This window comes from Geminisphaera colitermitum TAV2 (genome assembly GCF_000171235.2).
Lineage (GTDB): Bacteria > Verrucomicrobiota > Verrucomicrobiia > Opitutales > Opitutaceae > Geminisphaera > Geminisphaera colitermitum.
Genome location: NZ_ABEA03000019.1, coordinates 1 through 17,817, shown reverse-complemented (window position 1 = coordinate 17,817; position 17,817 = coordinate 1). Strand labels below are relative to the sequence as shown.

The 17,817-nt window shown below is 61.5% G+C and carries 13 protein-coding genes and 1 tRNA gene; 4 read left to right on the top strand and 10 right to left on the bottom strand.

The annotated features are described in order from the left end of the window. Positions 1-55: 55 nt before the first annotated feature. The 3 genes from OBACDRAFT_RS02805 to OBACDRAFT_RS02795 form a co-directional block, all read right to left on the bottom strand. Positions 56-1,522 carry a hypothetical protein gene (locus OBACDRAFT_RS02805; RefSeq protein ID WP_052360951.1) on the bottom strand — a complete coding sequence of 489 codons (1,467 nt, stop codon included), beginning with the start codon at positions 1,520-1,522 and terminating at the stop codon, positions 56-58. 171 nt (positions 1,523-1,693) lie between these two features. Continuing rightward, positions 1,694-1,770, bottom strand: a tRNA-Val gene (locus OBACDRAFT_RS02800). Positions 1,771-2,025: 255 nt separating this feature from the next. Continuing rightward, positions 2,026-2,634, bottom strand: coding sequence for a hypothetical protein (locus OBACDRAFT_RS02795; protein WP_043582592.1), 609 nt, complete (start codon positions 2,632-2,634; stop codon positions 2,026-2,028). A gap of 350 nt (positions 2,635-2,984) precedes the next feature. Between OBACDRAFT_RS02795 and OBACDRAFT_RS29220 the strand changes: the two genes are divergently transcribed. Then, the gene (locus OBACDRAFT_RS29220; protein ID WP_052360948.1) at positions 2,985-4,511 is read left to right on the top strand and encodes a methyl-accepting chemotaxis protein; all 1,527 of its coding nucleotides are present in this window, start codon (positions 2,985-2,987) and stop codon (positions 4,509-4,511) included. A 133-nt stretch (positions 4,512-4,644) separates the two neighbouring features. Here the strand turns inward: OBACDRAFT_RS29220 and OBACDRAFT_RS02785 are convergent, their stop codons facing one another. The 6 genes from OBACDRAFT_RS02785 to OBACDRAFT_RS02760 all read right to left on the bottom strand — a co-directional run bounded on the left by OBACDRAFT_RS02785 (position 4,645) and on the right by OBACDRAFT_RS02760 (position 13,394). After that, entirely contained in the window at positions 4,645-5,238 is a 594-nt protein-coding gene (locus OBACDRAFT_RS02785; protein ID WP_043582591.1) for a mechanosensitive ion channel family protein, read from the bottom strand. A 38-nt stretch (positions 5,239-5,276) separates the two neighbouring features. After that, positions 5,277-6,401 carry a LacI family DNA-binding transcriptional regulator gene (locus OBACDRAFT_RS02780; protein ID WP_081721776.1) on the bottom strand — a complete coding sequence of 375 codons (1,125 nt, stop codon included), beginning with the start codon at positions 6,399-6,401 and terminating at the stop codon, positions 5,277-5,279. 286 nt (positions 6,402-6,687) lie between these two features. Beyond that, a complete protein-coding gene (locus OBACDRAFT_RS02775; RefSeq protein ID WP_052360945.1) occupies positions 6,688-7,458 on the bottom strand; it encodes a DUF1559 family PulG-like putative transporter in 771 nt (256 codons plus the stop codon). A gap of 75 nt (positions 7,459-7,533) precedes the next feature. Beyond that, positions 7,534-10,401: a glycoside hydrolase family protein gene (locus tag OBACDRAFT_RS02770; protein WP_043582590.1), complete on the bottom strand. Its 2,868-nt coding sequence runs from the start codon at positions 10,399-10,401 to the stop codon at positions 7,534-7,536. A gap of 78 nt (positions 10,402-10,479) precedes the next feature. Continuing rightward, a complete protein-coding gene (locus tag OBACDRAFT_RS02765; protein WP_043582589.1) occupies positions 10,480-12,138 on the bottom strand; it encodes a beta strand repeat-containing protein in 1,659 nt (552 codons plus the stop codon). A gap of 116 nt (positions 12,139-12,254) precedes the next feature. Next, positions 12,255-13,394, bottom strand: coding sequence for a GntR family transcriptional regulator (locus tag OBACDRAFT_RS02760; protein ID WP_043582588.1), 1,140 nt, complete (start codon positions 13,392-13,394; stop codon positions 12,255-12,257). Between the two features lie 95 nt (positions 13,395-13,489). On the opposite strand from OBACDRAFT_RS02760, the gene OBACDRAFT_RS02755 reads away from it, so the two are divergent. Further along, positions 13,490-13,717, top strand: a complete 228-nt coding sequence (locus tag OBACDRAFT_RS02755; protein ID WP_148101434.1) for a hypothetical protein — start codon at positions 13,490-13,492, stop codon at positions 13,715-13,717. Beyond that, positions 13,684-14,208, top strand: coding sequence for a nucleotidyltransferase (locus OBACDRAFT_RS02750; RefSeq protein WP_043582586.1), 525 nt, complete (start codon positions 13,684-13,686; stop codon positions 14,206-14,208). Before OBACDRAFT_RS02755 ends, OBACDRAFT_RS02750 begins: the two co-directional genes overlap by 34 nt. Positions 14,209-14,276: 68 nt before the next feature. On the opposite strand, the gene OBACDRAFT_RS02745 is transcribed toward OBACDRAFT_RS02750, so the two are convergent. Then, the gene (locus OBACDRAFT_RS02745; RefSeq protein ID WP_043582585.1) at positions 14,277-17,372 is read right to left on the bottom strand and encodes an alpha-mannosidase; all 3,096 of its coding nucleotides are present in this window, start codon (positions 17,370-17,372) and stop codon (positions 14,277-14,279) included. A gap of 189 nt (positions 17,373-17,561) precedes the next feature. Between OBACDRAFT_RS02745 and OBACDRAFT_RS02740 the strand changes: the two genes are divergently transcribed. After that, on the top strand, positions 17,562-17,817 hold a 256-nt coding region (locus OBACDRAFT_RS02740; RefSeq protein WP_043582584.1), incomplete at its 3' end, for a hypothetical protein.

Sequence of the window (17,817 nt, the reverse complement as noted above, 5' to 3'; positions counted from 1 at the left end):
CGCCCGCGTGACGATTCGCCCTGTTTCAGACGCATTCGCCCCGCTTCAACCCTTTTCAACCCTTTCCCCGGTTCGTGCTGGCGGAGGTGGCGGAGAACCACACGGCGTTGTAGCAGGCAAACCAAGTTTTGTCGTCCACCTGAATGATGGGGGTGGCGGTGTTGACGACGTAATGGAGCGGAGTGCCGTCGATCTTGGCGAGCTTGGGCGCGCCGCCGTCGTAGACGGGTGGCGGGGAGAGTTTCGCGCTGCGCTCGATCTGGGCGGTCTGGGGAATGGTGTTGGCAATGACGGCTTCCTGCGCCTGGCGGGTGCCGGGGATGGAAGCCTTGACGTTTTCCTGCGGACTGTCGTCGGGGATGGAGGCGAAGTCGGACGGTAATTTTTTACCGGATACGTATTTCCAGGGACCGTCGAGTCCGGAGTTCTTGCCGCTGGTGGATACAAACCAGCGTCCGGAAACGAGGACGTAGGTGGACTGGTCCTTGGTTTCCTTAAAAACATGGGCGGGGGTGTTTTCGATAAAGAGGAGGTCAGTGCCGGGGATGGGGGTCCACTTGGGCTCGCCTTGCAGGACGATGAGTTCGGTGGGTTTGGTGGCGAGGACGATGGCCGGGATGTTGTTTTTTTTCAGGCTGGGTTTTTCCTTGGTCTTGGGGTCGGGCTGGCCGGCGAGGAGGTCCACGGAGTGGGCGGCGATGGCGGATTTTTCGGCGGTTTCCACGCCAGCGGGGAGTTTGGTGGTGGAGACTTTCCACGGTCCGTCGAGCGACAATGCTTCGAGGTAGCCATCCCAGAAGTGGAGGAGGAGCCGGGCGGGCTGGGCGGAACTGTCGCGCAGGATGAGGGCGCGGGTGTTGATGAGGCGTTCGAGGTGGTTGGTGTCGGCGACCGCCCGCCATTGCGGTTCGCCTTCGATGGTGAGGAGAAGCGCAGGCGTAGTGAAAAACCGGATATCCGGCGGATCGTTGCGCAGCGGGTTATCCTCGCCCTTGTGCGCGGCATTGATGACGGCGAGCGAGGCTTCGAGGCGGTCGAGCGAGATGCCACGGAGTTCCTGCGGGATGAGGGAGCGGAATTGGGCGGTCCACGCGGCGGCGTGATCGGCGGCAGAGGGGAAGCTGACGTCGGTAACGGTGAGTTTTTCAAAGGTGACAGTGCGGGCGCTGCGGTCGGTCTCGGTGTCGGCGGTGATTTTTATCACGCCATAAGTGGGCGCAGGCTTGACGGAGTCCGATGTTGAAGCAGACGCGGCGGCTTCCGGCGGGAGGACGGAGACGGCGGCGCGGGCCACGAGTTTGTCGCCAGACCAGGAATCGATCTGAGGCTGGTAGATGGTGTAGGTGGCGCCGTCGCGTTGGAATTGGTGCGGCCAGGCGGGGAGCTTGGCCGCATCGGCCGGCGTGGTGCTGGCTGTGGAGGTAGTGGCATCAGGCTGCGCGGCGGCGTGCACGAGGGGTGCGGCAGCCACGAGGAACGCCGCGAGCGCAAGCAGGCGATGGGAATGGTAGTTAGGTTTCATGGCGATGAGGTCGGACGTGTCCCCCAATATTGCGGAGACAGGTCGTTAACCGTGCTCTGAAGCATCTGCGTTGCAACCGGGCCCCCAAAAAAGGGTCGGGCACTGCTCGTAGAATGGTTGAAGTGCCACCCCCTCCCAACTCACGTTTTTTCGGGGATTTTCGGGGTAAGATGGTGGACGCCACAGGACTCGAACCTGTGACCCCATCCGTGTGAAGGATGTGCTCTAACCAACTGAGCTAGGCGTCCGGTTTTGCTGGAAAGGGGCGCGAACGTGGCGAACCCGATCCACCAAATCAACATCGTTTTCGAACATCCCCGATTTTCGTTCCTCTTTACCCTCCAATATCCCGTCTCCAGCCACTCACGTCCCCCCCCCCCCCCCCCCCTGCTCCATCCCCCAAAAAGCCGGTCTAAAAAGACCGGCGTGATGATAAGCAGGGAGAAGATGTCTTCTGAAAACAAAGCCTCTCCCTGACAGGATCGGTGCGAAGATTCAGCGCTTTAGAAGCGGAACAACGCGCCGATGGCGTAGGCCCAGTCACCTTCCTCGAAGTAGGTGGCGCGGCCGACAAGGGCGAGTTTCTCGGTCAGCCAGTAGGTGGCTTGCGCGGTGGCCGTCCAGATATCGTCGATGCCGTAGTTTTTGCCACCATCGGTGTAAGCCGCATAGGCGAGGAGGCTCAGGTTCTGGAGCAGCGTGATTTCACCACCCACACGACCGGTGTAGAACCAGTCGTCATTATTTTCCGAACCCCAGGCGTAGCCGATGCCCACACCCGCGAAGGGACGGATGTTGTTGCCAATATCAAAGTAGACATTGGCGCCAACGGAGAGCTGCTGGCTGTCGTGGCTGGTGTGGCCGCCGACCCAGCCATAGCTATAGCTGGCGTAGGCATCCACGTTTTCATGCACCGGCTGGTTGAAGGTCGCACCCAGTTGGTAGGAGCTGCTTTGATCGTTGATATCGTAGTAGGTCCAGTCGGCGCCGACATAGCGTTTGCCGAAGACACTGGCACTGTCGTTATTGGTACTAACGGTGGCTTGCGATTGCTGCGCATAGGCTGCAACGGCAAAAACCCCTGCGAGAGCTGTAATGAGAACTCGTTTCATGGTTTGTTTATTGGTTTGTTGTTATTGGTTTTCCCACAATCCCCTCGGTGAAAACCAAGGGGCACGCGGAATGGTTGAGAACAATGCACACATCTGTGAAAATGGCAATATCCATTCATGTTATGGCAAAATATGCGCATTAAGAGATCCTGCACGCCTGATCGATTAAGGAATATAATTCAAAACAAGATGCCTTGGTAAAATCCCTGTTAAGTTCGCCCCGTTCGTGTCGAAGGAAAATGCGGCTCCATGCGCATTCATCCATGATTTGTCCACGGCTTACACGCATCCACATGAATATTGGGATTGGGGGGGGAATTGGAATTGGCATAAAAATCTTACTCGCAGCCTTGAGCGCGGTCGCCATCACGGCCCTCGGCGCATTTATCACGGTGCGCGTCCTCGCGGCGAAAAACCGCGTCCAAGCCATCCACGATGGGATGAGCACCATCCTGCAACAGGCCGAACAAGTCGCCTCGACGATGGATCTGATGCACCGCGCCAAGGTGTTTGACCTCGAAAAAGTCTCCAAACGTGCCCACGAGCAAATCGGCGGACGTCGCCTGATGGAAGCCTACCGCGACACCGATCTCTACGAAATCGTGCCCATTGTCGTCACATGGAAATCAGTTGAAAAAGCCGCCGCCAAGGAAGGCTATGACTTCGTCATCTCCGCCTCGCCGGGACACGAGGCGCGCAATCCCGCCAACAACGTGAGCAAAGCCTACGCCGCAGCGTTCGAAACCTTCGCCTCCGGGAGCCCGGAGTATTTTTCCCACGACCGCTCACGCGATGAGATCATCCTCGCCCGCCCCGTGCGCCTCGCCAGGAGCTGCCTCGACTGCCACGGCAGTCCATCCCTCAGCCCGACCGGCGATGGCAAGGACGTGCTCGGTTTTCCCATGGGAAACATGAAGGAAGGCGACGTCCGTGGCGCCTTCATATTGAAGACGAAAATCGGCGACGATGCCGTGGTCGCCGAAACCTCCCGCATGATGGCCTATGTTTCCCTCGGCGTGTTGTTCCTGGTGGGCGGCGCGTTCTGGACCTTCAACCGTGCGTTCATCAACGCCCCGCTGCGCAAGGCCATCGAACGCCTCTCCACCGGGGCCGGACACGTATCCAATGCGTCAGGACAGATTTCCGTTTCCAGCCAATCGCTCGCCGAGGGTGCCACGGAACAGGCCGCCGCGCTTGAAGAAACCTCCGCCGCGCTCGAAGAGATGGCTGGCATGACGCAAAAAAACGCCGAAAGCGCCACCCAAGCCAAGGAACTCGCCGCCCGCACCCGTCAGGCCGCCGACACCGGGGCGGGCGACATGGAGGCGATGCGCGACGCCATGGCCGCCATCAAGACCTCCTCCGGCGAAATATCCAAAATTGTCCGCACCATCGACGAAATCGCCTTCCAAACCAACATCCTCGCCCTCAACGCCGCCGTCGAAGCCGCTCGCGCCGGCGAGGCCGGGGCGGGCTTTGCCGTCGTGGCCGACGAAGTCCGCCGCCTCGCCCTCCGCTCCGCCGAGGCCGCCCGCGAGACCTCCGCCAAAATCGAGGACTCCGTAACCAAGAGCGAACACGGCGTGGCCATTTCCGGCAAAGTCGCCGACTCGCTCCAGCAGATCGTATCCCTTGCCCGCGACGTGGACGCACTGGTGGCCGAAATCGCCACCGCCTCCAACGAACAGAGCCAGGGTATCAGCCAAGTGAATACGGCGGTGGCCCAGATGGACAAGGTCACTCAGGCCAACGCCTCCGGCGCCGAAGAATTCGCCTCCGCCTCAACCAGCCTCAACGAGCAGGCATCGGAACTCTCCCGGCTCGTTGCCGAACTTCAGTCCACCGTCGTCGGAACGAGCACGCCGGCGAACAAGTAGCCCGGAACGATTGTATCCAAAAAACCGTTGCGACGCCCCGCAGCGTCGCCTGCTTGATGGGGTGAAGTGCTGTCGGCATCCCGCTCCCGCGCCCTCGCTGCCATTGCGCAACATCACATCGGCAAAAAGGAAATCATCCTCCAGTCTTGGTGACAGTTGCGTCCGACTGACGCGTCAGTTGTTCGCTCAGCGACACGCTGCCATCGCCAGCACGCCGACGCTTGATGATTTTTTGGAAAAACATGTTGTTGGGCACCTGAATCAGACGCCCGTCCTCGTCGCGCAACGTCGTGTAAACGAAGTTCAAATTGACCACCTTCCCGCGCACGCCGGCGGGGTCCGTGAATTCGATTTCGTCGCCCAACTCAAACGTGCGCGACATCATGATGACCATCGTGCAGGAGACATTGCTCAGCACGCTCCACACCGCCACGAACCCGATCGCCACCATCGCCAGCACCGTGGACAGGGCGGTCCAGATGTTGCCGATGTCAAACCCCAGCGCCTTCACGATCAGCACCAAGCTGACCGTGATGAGCAGCATCTTGGCACCCCACCGCAATGGATGGGCAAACGTCGGCGCCGTGCGCGATGCCACCCAGCCGATCACACGCCTGAGCAGGATATGGGCGACCATCGCCAGTATCACGATGACCGACACAGCCGGCAGCCCGTCGATGACCCGGTCTGCAATCTCACGGAAATGACTCCATATTTCGCTTAACATCCTCCCAACTCCGCCCACCCCGCGCTTCCCTGCAAACCCTAAACTCTACTCCCCAAACTCACCCCATCCCGCCAGCGTCCCTCGACCAGCACGATCTTGGGATCGGCGGGCAGACCGAGTTCCCCCCGCGCCAGTTGCCCGGCCAGCATCTCGGCCGCCGCCGTACCCAGACGGTCGTAGCCCGGCAGCACGCCGGACGTTCCCTCTCGCTCACCCCAAAGCAGAAGTTTTACCAACTGCACATCCTGCGGCACACGCACACCCGCCTTCGCGAAATCCTCCACTCCGATCGCCGTGGACAGCACCACCTCCGGACGATGCTCCCGCCACCACGTTTGAAGCACCTCCGGCGACAGTTTCTTGTTGTCAAAAACCAGCGCAGGCACCCGGTCGCCCTTCGGCACCGAATCCAGATGACGCGCGAACGCCGCCAGATGCAGGTCCTCCATGATCGCCTCCGCCTCCCGTCCCGCCACCAGACCGATCCGTCGCCAGCCCCTCGCCATCACCTGCGCCAGCGCGAGCCGGGTGTTGCGATAATGATGCGTCACCACCCGGTGCAACACCGGTTGCACCACCGTGTAGCCCACCGTCACTGCGGCGAAGTTTTCCCAAGGGAACTCCACCACCGATCCATGCTGCGCCGTCGAACCCAGCACCACGCCCTGAATGCCCCGCGCGATCAACATCTGCGCCAGACGCCGCGGCGAACGTCCCGGCTCCCGCAACCAAAACTCCTCCGTCTCGTAACCCAATTCACGGGCTCTCGTGCTCACCCCTCGAAAAAAATCCGCCACCGCCGCCGCCTGCCGGGCAAACCGCTCCTCCGAATGCGGGTTGAGCAACGCCAGTTTGCCCGCAAACCGCGCCGCGCCGCCCCCGCGCCGCGCAATGCGACCGGCGTGAAGATGCATCATCAAACGCGTCAACTCCGGGTCCGGTCGATAGCCCAGATCGCGCGCGATCCTGCGAATCCGGGCCTGAGTATCCGCCGACGTGCCCTTGCCGCCGCGCAACGCGTACGACACTGCCGCGCGCGAGACCCCCGCCTCGCGTGCGATGTCCGCCAGCGTCACGCGACTGGCAATGGCGGCAGCGATGGCAGGCGTTGAGGCCGGGACATGCGTTCGGGAGGGATTGGCGTCAGGAGACTCGTCTGGCATGGAAAAACGCAATGAGCCTGCGGGAGATTCCTGCGGATGCAAACTGCCACGTTGAGGTGCATGGTGTTTTTAGAAACACACATTGTCATGCCACTGCTTACCATCAGTTATCCAGCCACGTTGCCCGCCGCCTCTCGTCTTTAGAAAAACGAACTCGAACGGAAAATGAAGGATGGTAACAACCCGTCACTAATCCTGTCTTGCCCCCCCCTGTCCCTGATTTTTTGGAAAATCGAGAATCAACAAATGACGGCCCGACCCCATAGGGTTGTTCTCTGAATCGCGTTCAACTCTCACCCGGCGCTTTGTTCGGTTGCTGGTTTCCAGGAGCAAGCTTCCAGAGCTTGTGCTCGCTGGCGTGATTGTTGGCCTGCTGCGTGCTGGAAAATGCCGTGTCCGCTTCCTTGAATGCTGCCACATGGCCATCGAGAAACACGGCGTTGCAGGTGCCCCCCCGGTGACGAAAAACCGGGACAAAATCATTGCCATTTAATCCTTTGCCATCTTTCCCACCCGCTCTTGCGTATGGACGCCATTCCTGACTGGAGCTCGCAATGCCTTTCCCGGAATCGACGATCAATATCGTCCGCGAGGGCGCCACGGCCATCGACATGTCAAAGCGTTGGGTCACTGTGCCGCCTGAGATTCGGCAGAGGTAGGTAACATTGTGTCCATATCCAAAAACGCTTTCGGTTACGGCAGGACATTTGTAAACGGGCATCTCATCATAACTGGAAATGGCATTATTACCTAGTGAACGCCCGCCAACATAGGAGAGGAGGAGTCCGGGCCAGTTTTTCCGGTGCAGGGGCGTGCTGGCTTGTTCGGCATCGTAAGCGTAGGGAAGAATCAGATCCTTGTTCTCAGCCGAATACATCATGGCCGCCACGCCGATCTGACGGAGGTTGGACTTGCATTGCGCGGCGCGCGCGGAGGAACGAACCGTGGCAACCGTCGGGAGAATGATCGCCGCCAGAATGCCAATGATGGCGATCACGGTGAGCAATTCGACAAGAGTGAAACCTGTGCGGAGATGGAAACGGGGCGTTATTTTCATGACGGAGGAAAAAAATGGGGGGGGGGGGGAGAGAGGATGGAGATGTCTGGAGTGTATTCGAATTCTGGATCTGTATCAAGGTTTCAGCGGAACGAGCGCGGCTTCGGTGAAGGCTCCCGTGCCACTGACAAAGAAAACGCGATTGGGCGCGGGCGAACCGGGCAGGATCGGGTTGCCGAAGAGGTCGGCGATCTCAAGCGCACCGGGAGCGCGCAACGAAACCGTGGACGGAGCAGCTTCAGCGGTGCCCTTGCCCGGGCGAGGAATGAGCACGGCGGCCCAGGCGTTGTCATTGTAAAACACATACGCGCGGGTGTTGGGTGTAAGTTCCACGATGCGACTAAAGGGTTTCCCCTCAATGCGCCACGCGAGCGCCGCGTGGGCAACGGCGGTGGGATGCAGGTAACCGTCCTCGCCGAGGAGCACGCGGTATTTGTTACCGTTGTCGAAACGTCCGTGCTTGTGCATCGCGTAGAGGAAAATTTTCGCGTCACCGGCGGCGAGGAGTGCGGTCATGTAACGCAAGAGGCGGTCGGAGGCGGCCTCGCCGCGTTCCTCGACGGAGGGCGCGAAGGGAAGCGTCCGATAATAAAAACCGGGGCCGGTGTGACCTTGGACAACAGAGCCCTCGGTCATCCAGACCGGCACGGCGGGGCGTCCGGTGGCGGCATCGCTGATGGGGCCGACAGCGGTTTTGAAACCGCGTTCGATGCTGTCGTCGGGATAACCGGCGTTTTCGTAGGCGTATTGGTGGTAGCTTACGGCGGAAAGACCGTCCGTGCCACCGGCGGCGGCGTAACGGCGCGTCCAGTCATCACCGGCAAAATTGCGTCCCTTGGTGCTGTGTCCGCCGGCGGTGGTGTTGAGTCCAACGAGGGTGAGAGAGGGGTCAACCGCGCGAACAGCGGCAACGGTGCGTTGCGTGAGTTTTGCAAAATCCTCGGGGGCGGTGTCCCCGGCGTCATTGACGGTGCTCCCGGCGGAGTCGGTGCGCAGACCCTTTTTCCAGAATCCGGAGAGCCAGGGTTCGTTCCATATTTCCCAATCGCGGATTTTTCCCCGGTAATGCGCGGTGACGGTGCGCACGTAGTTTTGCCAGGCGTCGAGGTCTTCGGGCTGATAGTAACGGTCGGTCCATGAACGCGGGCCGATGCGCTGGAGCGCGGAGGCCCATGCGGGCGCGGTGCCGAGTTGCCCGAGGATCATGATGTGGTGGTCGCGGTAACGCTGGAGCGGACGATCATAAAATGCCCATTGGCCGCGTTCTTTTTCGGCAAAATACCAGCCGGTAAATGTGACGGTGCCGCCGTCGTGGAGGCGCGCCCAGTTGATGCCGGCGGCCTTGGCCATCGCAAGGTGACGGTGCGAGGGATAGACGTGCGTGCCAAATGGCGAGTCGGGCGCGTCGGTATCCAAATGACGGGGACGCGGAAGGCGATAAATGATAATCTCGTCGGGCGCGCCGATGCGCGCTCCGGTGCTTGTGTCTTCGATCCACGCTTCGACGCGGTGTGCGCCAAAGGGTTTTGAAGGGAACTCGGGAAGCGTCCACGAGCCGGCATGGCTTGTCTTCCCGGAGAGGGGGGGGGGGGGGAGGGGGGTGTCGGGCAGGCGGATTTGTTGTTCGTAGAGGTTGACGATTTTTGCACGGAGAACGGCTCCGGAAGGCAGGGGCGCGGAAGGGTCACTGAGGACGGTCCAGTCGATGCGACGCGAGGCGGCATCGCCAGAATCGCCAGCGAAGGTGACGCGTGCGGGCGCGGGGCTGGCAAGCGCGAGTTCGGCGGGGGCGGAGGGGACGTAATTGGCCGAGGTTGCGGCTGACGTGGCATCGTCGCCGGTTGGGGCCACGCGCAGTCCGTCGATCCACGCTTCGCCGGTGAGCGCGAGTTGCACGAAATAGCTGTCGGTAAGCGCGCGCGGGTTGAAGTAGAGCGTGAGGCGTTGCCAGCCGCCGGCTTCGGTCACGGTAAATTTTTTCGTGGCGAGCGTGTCGAAGCCCGATGCGATTTTGAGCGAACCGGAGGCATTTCCTTTGATGGATAACGAAAAGGTGTGCCGGAGCCAGAAGCGGGGAAGCGTGAAGTGTTCGCCAACCAGGGCGGCTTCGGTGTCGCGGTCGGCATGGGTTGTGAGTTTGAGCGCGGGCGCGCCGGTGGGGCCGGGAGTGGCGGGGTCGGTTTCGGCGGTCAGGTCTTCGCCGTCGGCAGTGGTGGGCGCATATGCCCAGCCGGTGGGCAGGCCGAGCGGAAATCGGGTGTGGCGGAGGGCATTGGGTTGCGTGCCAAGCGCGGCAAACGCGGGGGTGCTGGCAAGGAGGTTTTTCAGTTCTTCGACGCGGATTGTTTCGATGGTCAGTGCGCTCACATCGAGGGTGCCGGGACGTTCGAGCGCGAGGGCGAGGCGGACGTCGGTCACGAGCGCGGTGGGACGCCAGTTGTAGTCGAGCGTTTGCCAGCCGGTGTTGCCGTTGATGGTTTTTTGCCAGCGGGGTTTGTCCGCGTCGGGGGTGGTGAGGAGGAGTCGGGCTGGCGTGCGCGTGGGGCTGCGCAGGGTGAGTGAGATTTTGACGGCGGTTCCGGCGGGGATGTCTCCGAGATTGATGCCGACGGCGGCGGCTTCGCTGCCGGTGGACGCGCGCCCGGCAACCATGTGCAACATAGGGAGTCCGTCATCGACGAGGCGGCTGTAACGCACCTCGGTTTTCGGGTCCGTGGTGAAATCGTGCCAGCCTTGAGGAAGGGTGCTGCCGCGATGGGAGGCTGGCGCAATCCACGCGGCGGCGGGCGCTGCGAAATCAGCAGTGAAAAGCGGCGTGGTCGATTGCGAGACGAGCGCACTGATGCCGGCGCAGGGCTCCGGGGTGTAGCGTTCGGGAGGCGCCGCAGAGACGTTTGTCGCAAGGGCAATGGCTGCCAGAAGGGTGGCGGATGTGCGTATCATGTGCGTTGCACGTTGTAACGGTGCGATTGCAGGGGAGGAGAATTGGGCAGCGGAGGGGGGGGGGGGGGAGGGCTCCGGTCAGGCGGTGCAAGGCCTGCCACGGATGCTGCGGAGCGCAATCATGCCGGCGAGGAATACGCCGCCGATGAGAAGCGCCGTCACGTGCGGTTCAGGTATCATGGTGTTGGATACGAGACGGATGCTGTTGGCGTCGATTTGCAGCGTGTAGTTGTAATTGCCAAAATTTACGCCGGTGAAGGTAATGCCAGCGGTGTTTCCGATGATGCCTCCGGTGGCGCTCAGAAGTGTGTAGGCGGGGCTGGAGCCGAAATCGGCGAGGGAGAGCGCTGTGAGGTTGAAGGTGACGGAGCCGCCGAGGGTGACGCTGCCGTTGACGATGAGCTGGTCGCTGGACGCGGCGTTCGCTCCGAGGTCAAACTTGACGGTGGCGGTGTCCGCGAGATTGAGGTCGCCGTTGATCGTGAGGGGGGCGGCAACGGGGGCAGCGGTGCCGGTGCTGCTGACGGCGGAGTTGTCGCCGAGTTCGAGAGTCGCGCCGGAGAGGATTTTTACATTGCGTCCAATGGTGCCGGTGCCGCCGAGCGTGGTGCCGGTGTTGGCGGTGACGGCGGCCGCATCCCCTGCAATGGTGGAGAGGATGCCGTTCACGAGCAGGGTGCCCGTCGTGATCGTGGTGGCTCCGGTGTAGATGTTGCCATCGCCTGCAATGGCAACAATGCCGGCTCCGACTTTGGTGACGGCGTCGGTGTTGCCCGTGGCTCCGGTGGCGCGGAGGAGGTCGCCGGTGATGTTGACGCGTCCGTTGGCGGCGGCGGTGAGCCGGAGGGCGGCTGCAGCGGCGTTGTTGGTGCCGAGTGTGATATCGCCGGAAAAGGTGGAAACGTGGGCGCTTTCGCCGCCGATGGTCGAGGTGGTCGTTCCTGTGGTGTTGGTCACGACACGAATGTCACGGCCAACCGTCACATTGGCACCGGTCAGGAGCGAGGGGGTAAATGTCGCGCCGGAGGAGGCGCCGAGCATCACTGCGGATGTGTTTGCTCCGAATGCGCCGCCCGTGTTCAGCGTATCAATTGCGAGGACGACCCCGCCAGTCCAGATCGCAGTGCTGCCCGTGTAGGTGTTGTTTTTATTGAGATAAATGCGTCCGGTTCCAGCCGTATGGCCGGTAAAGGCGAGGGTGGTGGTGGTGCCTGAGATTTCTCCGTTGATCGTGATGGATTTGCCGGAGTTGGCGTTGAATTGCACTTGGCCGGTGGTGAGCGTGATATCGCCGTCCAAGGTGAGATTCCGGGTGCTGGCCTGAATGGCCCCGGTGCCGAGGAGTTTGATATTGTTTTTGATGGTCACATCGCCCTTTGCCGTGCCCGATCCAACAGAAATAAGAGCGGTGGTGCCGCCGGCACCGGCTTTGAAGGTGAGTTCCTCACCTGTGAGCGTGGCGTTGCCGCCTGCGGGGTTGAAGTTGAGCCGGGTGAGAGTGACAGCAGCGTCGGCGTTGGAGGTATAATTAGCCGCTCCAGTAAGCGTAAGCGTGGGATTGTTCGCAAAAACGGGGGCGCTGTCCCAGTTGGTCGCCGTGGACCAATTGTTATCGGCTCCGCCTCCGCCGGTCCATGTCTGCTGGGCGCGGATTGCAACGGGGAGAAGTGCAGCGGCGAGGATGGCAAACACGCCAGCAATATACCGATAGGTGTACAGGTTGTTTTTGGTTTTCATGGTAAGTTTCGGGTGGTGGGTTTTCGGACGAGATTCAAAAAACGAGAGGAGAGAAAATCGTGTGCGCAGCGTGTGTGTATGGGGTGGGGGGGGGGGGAGGATATGGGCCGCATATTCTATGCGCTGGCGCGGACGACAATTTCGCCGCGTATCTGAATGTCCGATACGGGGCCGGTCCCTTTGTTGGCGACACGAGCGGCGAGCACTTCAAATGCCTTCGCGCCGATGGTTTCGTAGGGAACGTGATAGGTGGTCAGGGGAATGTCGCCCTTGCTGGCGAGGGCGTAGTCGTCGATGCCGGTCACGCGAAGGTCGCGGGGCACGTTGATGCCGAGTTCGCGGGCGGCTTGGATGAGGCCGAGCGCAAGAAAATCGGTGTTGCACACCACGCCTTCAACCGCGCGTGCCTGAGCCAGATAACCACGGGCGAGTTCCGTGGGTTCGCGCACGGGGTCGGCAAAATCAGGGTGCATCGTTGGCTCCAAAAACACCCACTCGGCAGGCATCGGAAGCGACGCCTCCTCCATCGCCTTGCGGTAGCCAAGATAACGGTCGCGCATTGAAACGCTGCTGGAGCGGTTGGAAAAGTAGCCGATTTTTTTGAGACCACGGTCGATGAGATGCCGGGTCATCGTGTATCCGGCGTGAAACGCATCGACCGTCACCGCCGGGCAGCCGAGGCCGAGCAGGTTGACTGAGGCGAGCACTATGGGAAATTTGGCCGAGACAAGCAGTTGTGAAAAAGCCGCCTGGTCCTCCGGTGTAAGGACATTGGGATACACCACGGCGCCGCGCACGTGAAACTCGGAGAGGCGGCTGATGTATTCAGCTTCTTTGCGATAATCGGTGCCGGTCGTCAGCATGACGGCGCGGCGGTTGCACTCATGCGCCGCCGCCTGGAATCCCTGCACGGTGCGCCAGATGCCTTCGTGTTGCGCACTTGGATAGATGAAAGCGAACGCATCCAGTTCCACACCACCGTTGCCCTCTTCCGTCCCGCTTGCGGAGGTGGGCGCGGGTGTATTGCGGAGCACGCGGGTTCCCGCGCGGGCGCGGCGTTCCACCAAGCCTTCGCTAGCCAGCAGCATCATCGCCTTGGCGATGGTGTTGGGACTGCAATCAAAGCGGTCTGCGAGTTCGAGTTCGGTCGGAAGCGTGTCGCCTTGTTGCCATTCGCAAGCCAGCACGCGTTCGCGCAAGTCGGCGTGGATGTTGCGGACTTTCTTCGAAGCAGTCGGTGTTGGGGAAGTGGGCATGGCATGACACCTCCAGAAAGAAGTGAGGTTTTCAATAAAAAAGTGAGGTTTTATTGAAAAAACTTCAAAAAACGAAAAACCTCACTCTATTTCCAGTGCTTGACGCCCTAAGCGACTGCGAAAGACTCTTCCCCATGGAAACATCGGGAAACATCAAGGTGATCGGCCAGTTACGCAGCACTCCTTGGCAACGTTTCGACAAGCTGCAACGCACCCTCGCCAAGTTTCCACGCCGCAACGCCCACCCCAAAGGCGTGTATCGATTTGCCAGTCACGAAGACGCCAACCAATGGAAAGCCGCGATTCCGAAAACGAAGGCCTGACTCGTGTGCCCAACGGACAGGATTTGATTTCCCTCGCACGGGAACTCAACCGCCTCGGCGTGGCGTATGTCGTGGTCGGCGGCCAGGCGATCAACCGACTCGGGTTCGTGCGTGCCACGGAAGACATCGATCTCCTCATCGCGAGGGATCTCGCCAATCAGGCGCTCGTCAAGAAAGCCCTCGAAATACTCCCAGACAAAGCGATCCGTGAATTGGGGGATGAGGACATTGCCAGATGGGTGGTCGTGCGTATCAACGATGACATTACAGTGGATCTCATGACCGAGGCTTGCGGAGTGACGTTCGAGGAAACGCAAAACGGCGTTGAAACCGAAATCATCGAGGGCGTTCCAATCCCGTTTGCCGGGCCAGATCTCATGTTGCGAATGAAACAAGGCGTTCGTGAAAAAGACGCCTGGGACCGCAGTTTCCTTCAACAATTGATTCACGCACGCCGCGAAGCCGCGGAAAAAGGCCGGCGGTCACTGTGATTTTCAATCATCACAATGACCTGTTTCGCTGCCCCCCCCCCTTTTTCACCACACACAACCATCCGCTGCTACGATTCGATCCGCAACGTCACGATCTCGAACGGATCGAACGTCAACTCCACGGCGTCGCCTGAAGCGGCATGAGTGATGGCCAGCGGCTGGGCGTCCTCTTCCATGAGATTGACCAGTTCGACCTCTTTCACCGGGAAACCGAAGCGCACCGCCGTGCGCACATGCGCGCCGGTGCTCTCGTAGAGGCGCACCACGATGGAGTCGCCGTCTTCACCACGCTTGATCGTCTCGGCAATCACAGCGGGCGAATCGATCGTCAACCAGGCCGGCAAAGAAGACGAAGACGACAACAACGCAGACTCGGGCGCAGTCGCCGGCGCCTCCACCACGCGCAGCGGAATGTTGAACTCGTAACCGGCGCGCATCACCTGCGCCTCCACATGGTCTCCACTGTGCGGATACACGGCATACGCGAACTCATGTCGCGCCAGATCGGCCTTCGGGTCCGGATAACACGGACTGCGCAGGAGCGTTAATTCCATGACATGCCCCTTGGCGCGATGGCCGTATTTGCAGTCGTTGAGCAGGGCGACGCCATAGCCGGGCTCGGAAAGGTCGATCCACTTGTGCGCGGCGATTTCAAACATCGCGGCATTCCACGACGTATTGTTGTCCACCGGACGCCGGATCGTGCCGAACTGGATGTCGCACACCACGTCGGGCGCGCGCACCGCCACCGGAAAACGCGCGCGCAACATCTGGTCGCGCTCCTGCCAGTCAACCCTCGTGTGAAACTCCACCCGCCCCGCGCCCGACGTAAGCGACACCTCTTGCTCGAAACGCGACGCGCCGTGCGTGTAGGTATGACGCACGCCCGCGCGCGGGCCGTCCTGAAAAACCTCCGTCGCCACGAGCGCGGGCTGCACAGGCGGACGCTGGTCAAAATCGATCGGAATGTCCCACGCGTCGCCCTTGTCCACATAGAGATCGAGGCGGTTGAACGCCTCGCCGGGGGCAACCGTTTCGCGGGCGGCTCGCTTGTCGAAGAGCGAGGCGATGGAACCGTCGGCGGCAAACGTCACGCGCAACAATTCATTTTCGAGCTGTCTTCCATCTTCGGATACACGGACGCTCACGCTGACGCCCGACGGCGCGACATCCGCATCCTCCGCCGCCAGCAGCGCGCGTCCCAGCGAATCCACGCTCACCCAACGCCAGTCACCGTCGCCGACCTTGAGCCACTCGCGGCGCGGCCAGCTCAGCGAATTAACCACCACCAGCGAACCACCAGCATCCGCCCCCCGCCCCTCCCCCTCTGCGCCGCCGCCCACCCAAACCTCGTCCGCCTCGCTCAACAACGCTTCCAACTCGCGTTGCAAAATCGCGTAGCGCGCCAGCGATTCATCGTAAACCCGCGTGATCGACGATCCCGGCAGAATGTCGTGGAAATGATACAACAATACCTCGCGCCAGATGTGATCCAACGCCTCCTGCGGATACCGATAATCCCCCTCCGTCCCCTGCGCCGCCTGCACCGCCCACGCGGCGGACAACTCCACCTCGCGCAACAAGTATTCGAGTTTGCGATTGAAGCGTTTGTTGCGCGCCTGCGTCGTTAGCGTGCCCTGATGACGCTCCAGATAAAGCTCGCCGCGCCACAACGGATACCGCTCCGCCCGCGCCGAGTCGGCGTCCAGCCGCGCGAAAAACGTCTTTGAAAACTCCTGCGTCACCGGCGCAAGGCCGTCCAGATTGCGCTCGCGTGCCAGACGCTCCAGATGCTCCTCACCCGGACCGCCGCCGCCATCGCCGATGCCGAAAAGCAGCAGCGCCTGCTCGCACACCGCGCTATCGAGAAAATTGTGCTCCGCGCGATGGATCGCCCGCGGCGCCGCGCAACCATTGTAAGTCTCCTCCGGCAGCATGTGCGCAAGCACGCGGCTGCCGTCGATGCCCTCCCACCAAAACGTCTGGTGAGGGAATTTGTTCACCAGACTCCATGACAACTTCTGCGTCATGAAATACCGGATACCCGACTTTTTCAACAACTGCGGCAGTGACCCCGTGTAGCCAAACACGTCGGGCAGCCAAAGCTGGTCCGTCTCCACGCCAAACTCCTCCCGGAAAAACCTCCGCCCGTGCAGCAACTGCCGCACCAACGACTCGCCGCCCGTGATATTCGTGTCGGGCTCCACCCACATCGCGCCCTGCGCCTCCCAGCGCCCCTCGCGGATGCGTTGTTTGATTTTTGGATACAGCGACGGATAACTCTCTTTCACCCACTGGTAAAGCTGCGGCTGGCTGGAGCCGAAAACGTAGTCCGGGTAACGCTCCATCATCATGAGCGCGGTGGCGAAAGTGCGTGCCGTCTTGCGCACCCCCTCGCGCAGCGGCCACAGCCACGCGAGGTCGATGTGCGCGTGCCCGATGGCGCTGAGACGCAGGCTCGCGTCGCCGCCGCGCCTCGCCAGTTCCGGCGCGAGCACGGCGCGCGCCGCGCGGGCCTCGTCCTCCGTGTAGCGTGAGAGCAGATTGCCCGCCTCATACAATTTCGCCTTGATCCGCTGCGCCCGCGCCGACGTCTGCGTGAGCAACGGCAGCAATTCGCTCAACACCTCAAAATCATAAAAAAGCGCCTTCATCTCGTCGTGCCGGATGCAGATTTCCGCCTGCGCGAGCGCGCCGCCATGCTTGAGTTCGCCGAACAAGTCGTTGTTGCCCACGTCCACCCACACATCGACGCCCTCCCTGCCGCGCGCCGTCCGCGCCACCTCGACCTCGCGCTTCTCCGGCTCGCCATGCTGCCGCTCAAACGTCGAGCTCACCGACGTGAGCCCCTGCAACGCGTGTCCTGATGAATCCACTACCAACCCCTCGCCGTTGACGTCGATCATGAGCACGACATGCGCCCCTGCGGCCTCCGCCGGCACCGTGCCGGTGAAGTGAAACCACGCGCAATCGAACAATTTCCCCCAAGCCTGGCCCGGTTTGAGCGCGCGATGTGCCCCCGACTGGCGTTGTGAGAACGACACGGGTTCCGGCGTCACCCACGCCTCCACGGCGAGCGGCGCGACCGGCTGGTAAACGGCGGCCTGGATGCGCCGCAGCGTATCGGCAAAATTGAGCGGACGAAGTTGGAACGGATGAGGCATGGTGAGAGAAAGGACGCCGCAAGCAGGCAAAACCAATGAAAAAATAGCCAGACCGTTCTTGGCCTGCAAAAAGCCTGCCCTCCCCCCCCCCCGTGGCCGGGCATCCCCCTCGCAACGTTTGCCCGCCGCCAAGCCCGGACTCGACATTCGACCTTCAGACATTCGACCTTCAGACCTTCCACCACAACCATGCCCGCCGCCGCTCCACGCCTTCACACCCTCTCATGGACCCGTCCCCTGGCCCCGGCTGCCGCCGCCTGGCTTGCCCGCGATTGGCGTGCCGACGCCCCGCTCGACCTCTCCGACACCCTCGTCATCACCTCCACCCGCCAGTCTGGCCGCCGCCTCCGCGAAACCCTCGCCGCCCACGCCGCCACGCACGCGCAAGCCGTTTTCCCGCCCCGCGTCCTCACCCCCGAAGCCTTTCTCACCCAACTCCAACCCT

Excerpts from the sequence above, each read along its gene's own strand:
- OBACDRAFT_RS02760 (WP_043582588.1), bottom strand. The coding sequence starts at position 13,394 with ATGCCCACTTCCCCAACACCGACTGCTTCGAAGAAAGTCCGCAACATC.
- OBACDRAFT_RS02780 (WP_081721776.1), bottom strand. The coding sequence starts at position 6,401 with ATGCCAGACGAGTCTCCTGACGCCAATCCCTCCCGAACGCATGTCCCG.
- OBACDRAFT_RS02775 (WP_052360945.1), bottom strand. The coding sequence starts at position 7,458 with ATGAAAATAACGCCCCGTTTCCATCTCCGCACAGGTTTCACTCTTGTC.
- OBACDRAFT_RS02765 (WP_043582589.1), bottom strand. The coding sequence starts at position 12,138 with ATGAAAACCAAAAACAACCTGTACACCTATCGGTATATTGCTGGCGTG.
- OBACDRAFT_RS02745 (WP_043582585.1), bottom strand. The coding sequence starts at position 17,372 with ATGCCTCATCCGTTCCAACTTCGTCCGCTCAATTTTGCCGATACGCTG.
- OBACDRAFT_RS02750 (WP_043582586.1), top strand. The coding sequence starts at position 13,684 with ATGGAAAGCCGCGATTCCGAAAACGAAGGCCTGACTCGTGTGCCCAAC.
- OBACDRAFT_RS02795 (WP_043582592.1), bottom strand. The coding sequence starts at position 2,634 with ATGAAACGAGTTCTCATTACAGCTCTCGCAGGGGTTTTTGCCGTTGCA.
- OBACDRAFT_RS02770 (WP_043582590.1), bottom strand. The coding sequence starts at position 10,401 with ATGATACGCACATCCGCCACCCTTCTGGCAGCCATTGCCCTTGCGACA.
- OBACDRAFT_RS02785 (WP_043582591.1), bottom strand. The coding sequence starts at position 5,238 with ATGTTAAGCGAAATATGGAGTCATTTCCGTGAGATTGCAGACCGGGTC.
- OBACDRAFT_RS02805 (WP_052360951.1), bottom strand. The coding sequence starts at position 1,522 with ATGAAACCTAACTACCATTCCCATCGCCTGCTTGCGCTCGCGGCGTTC.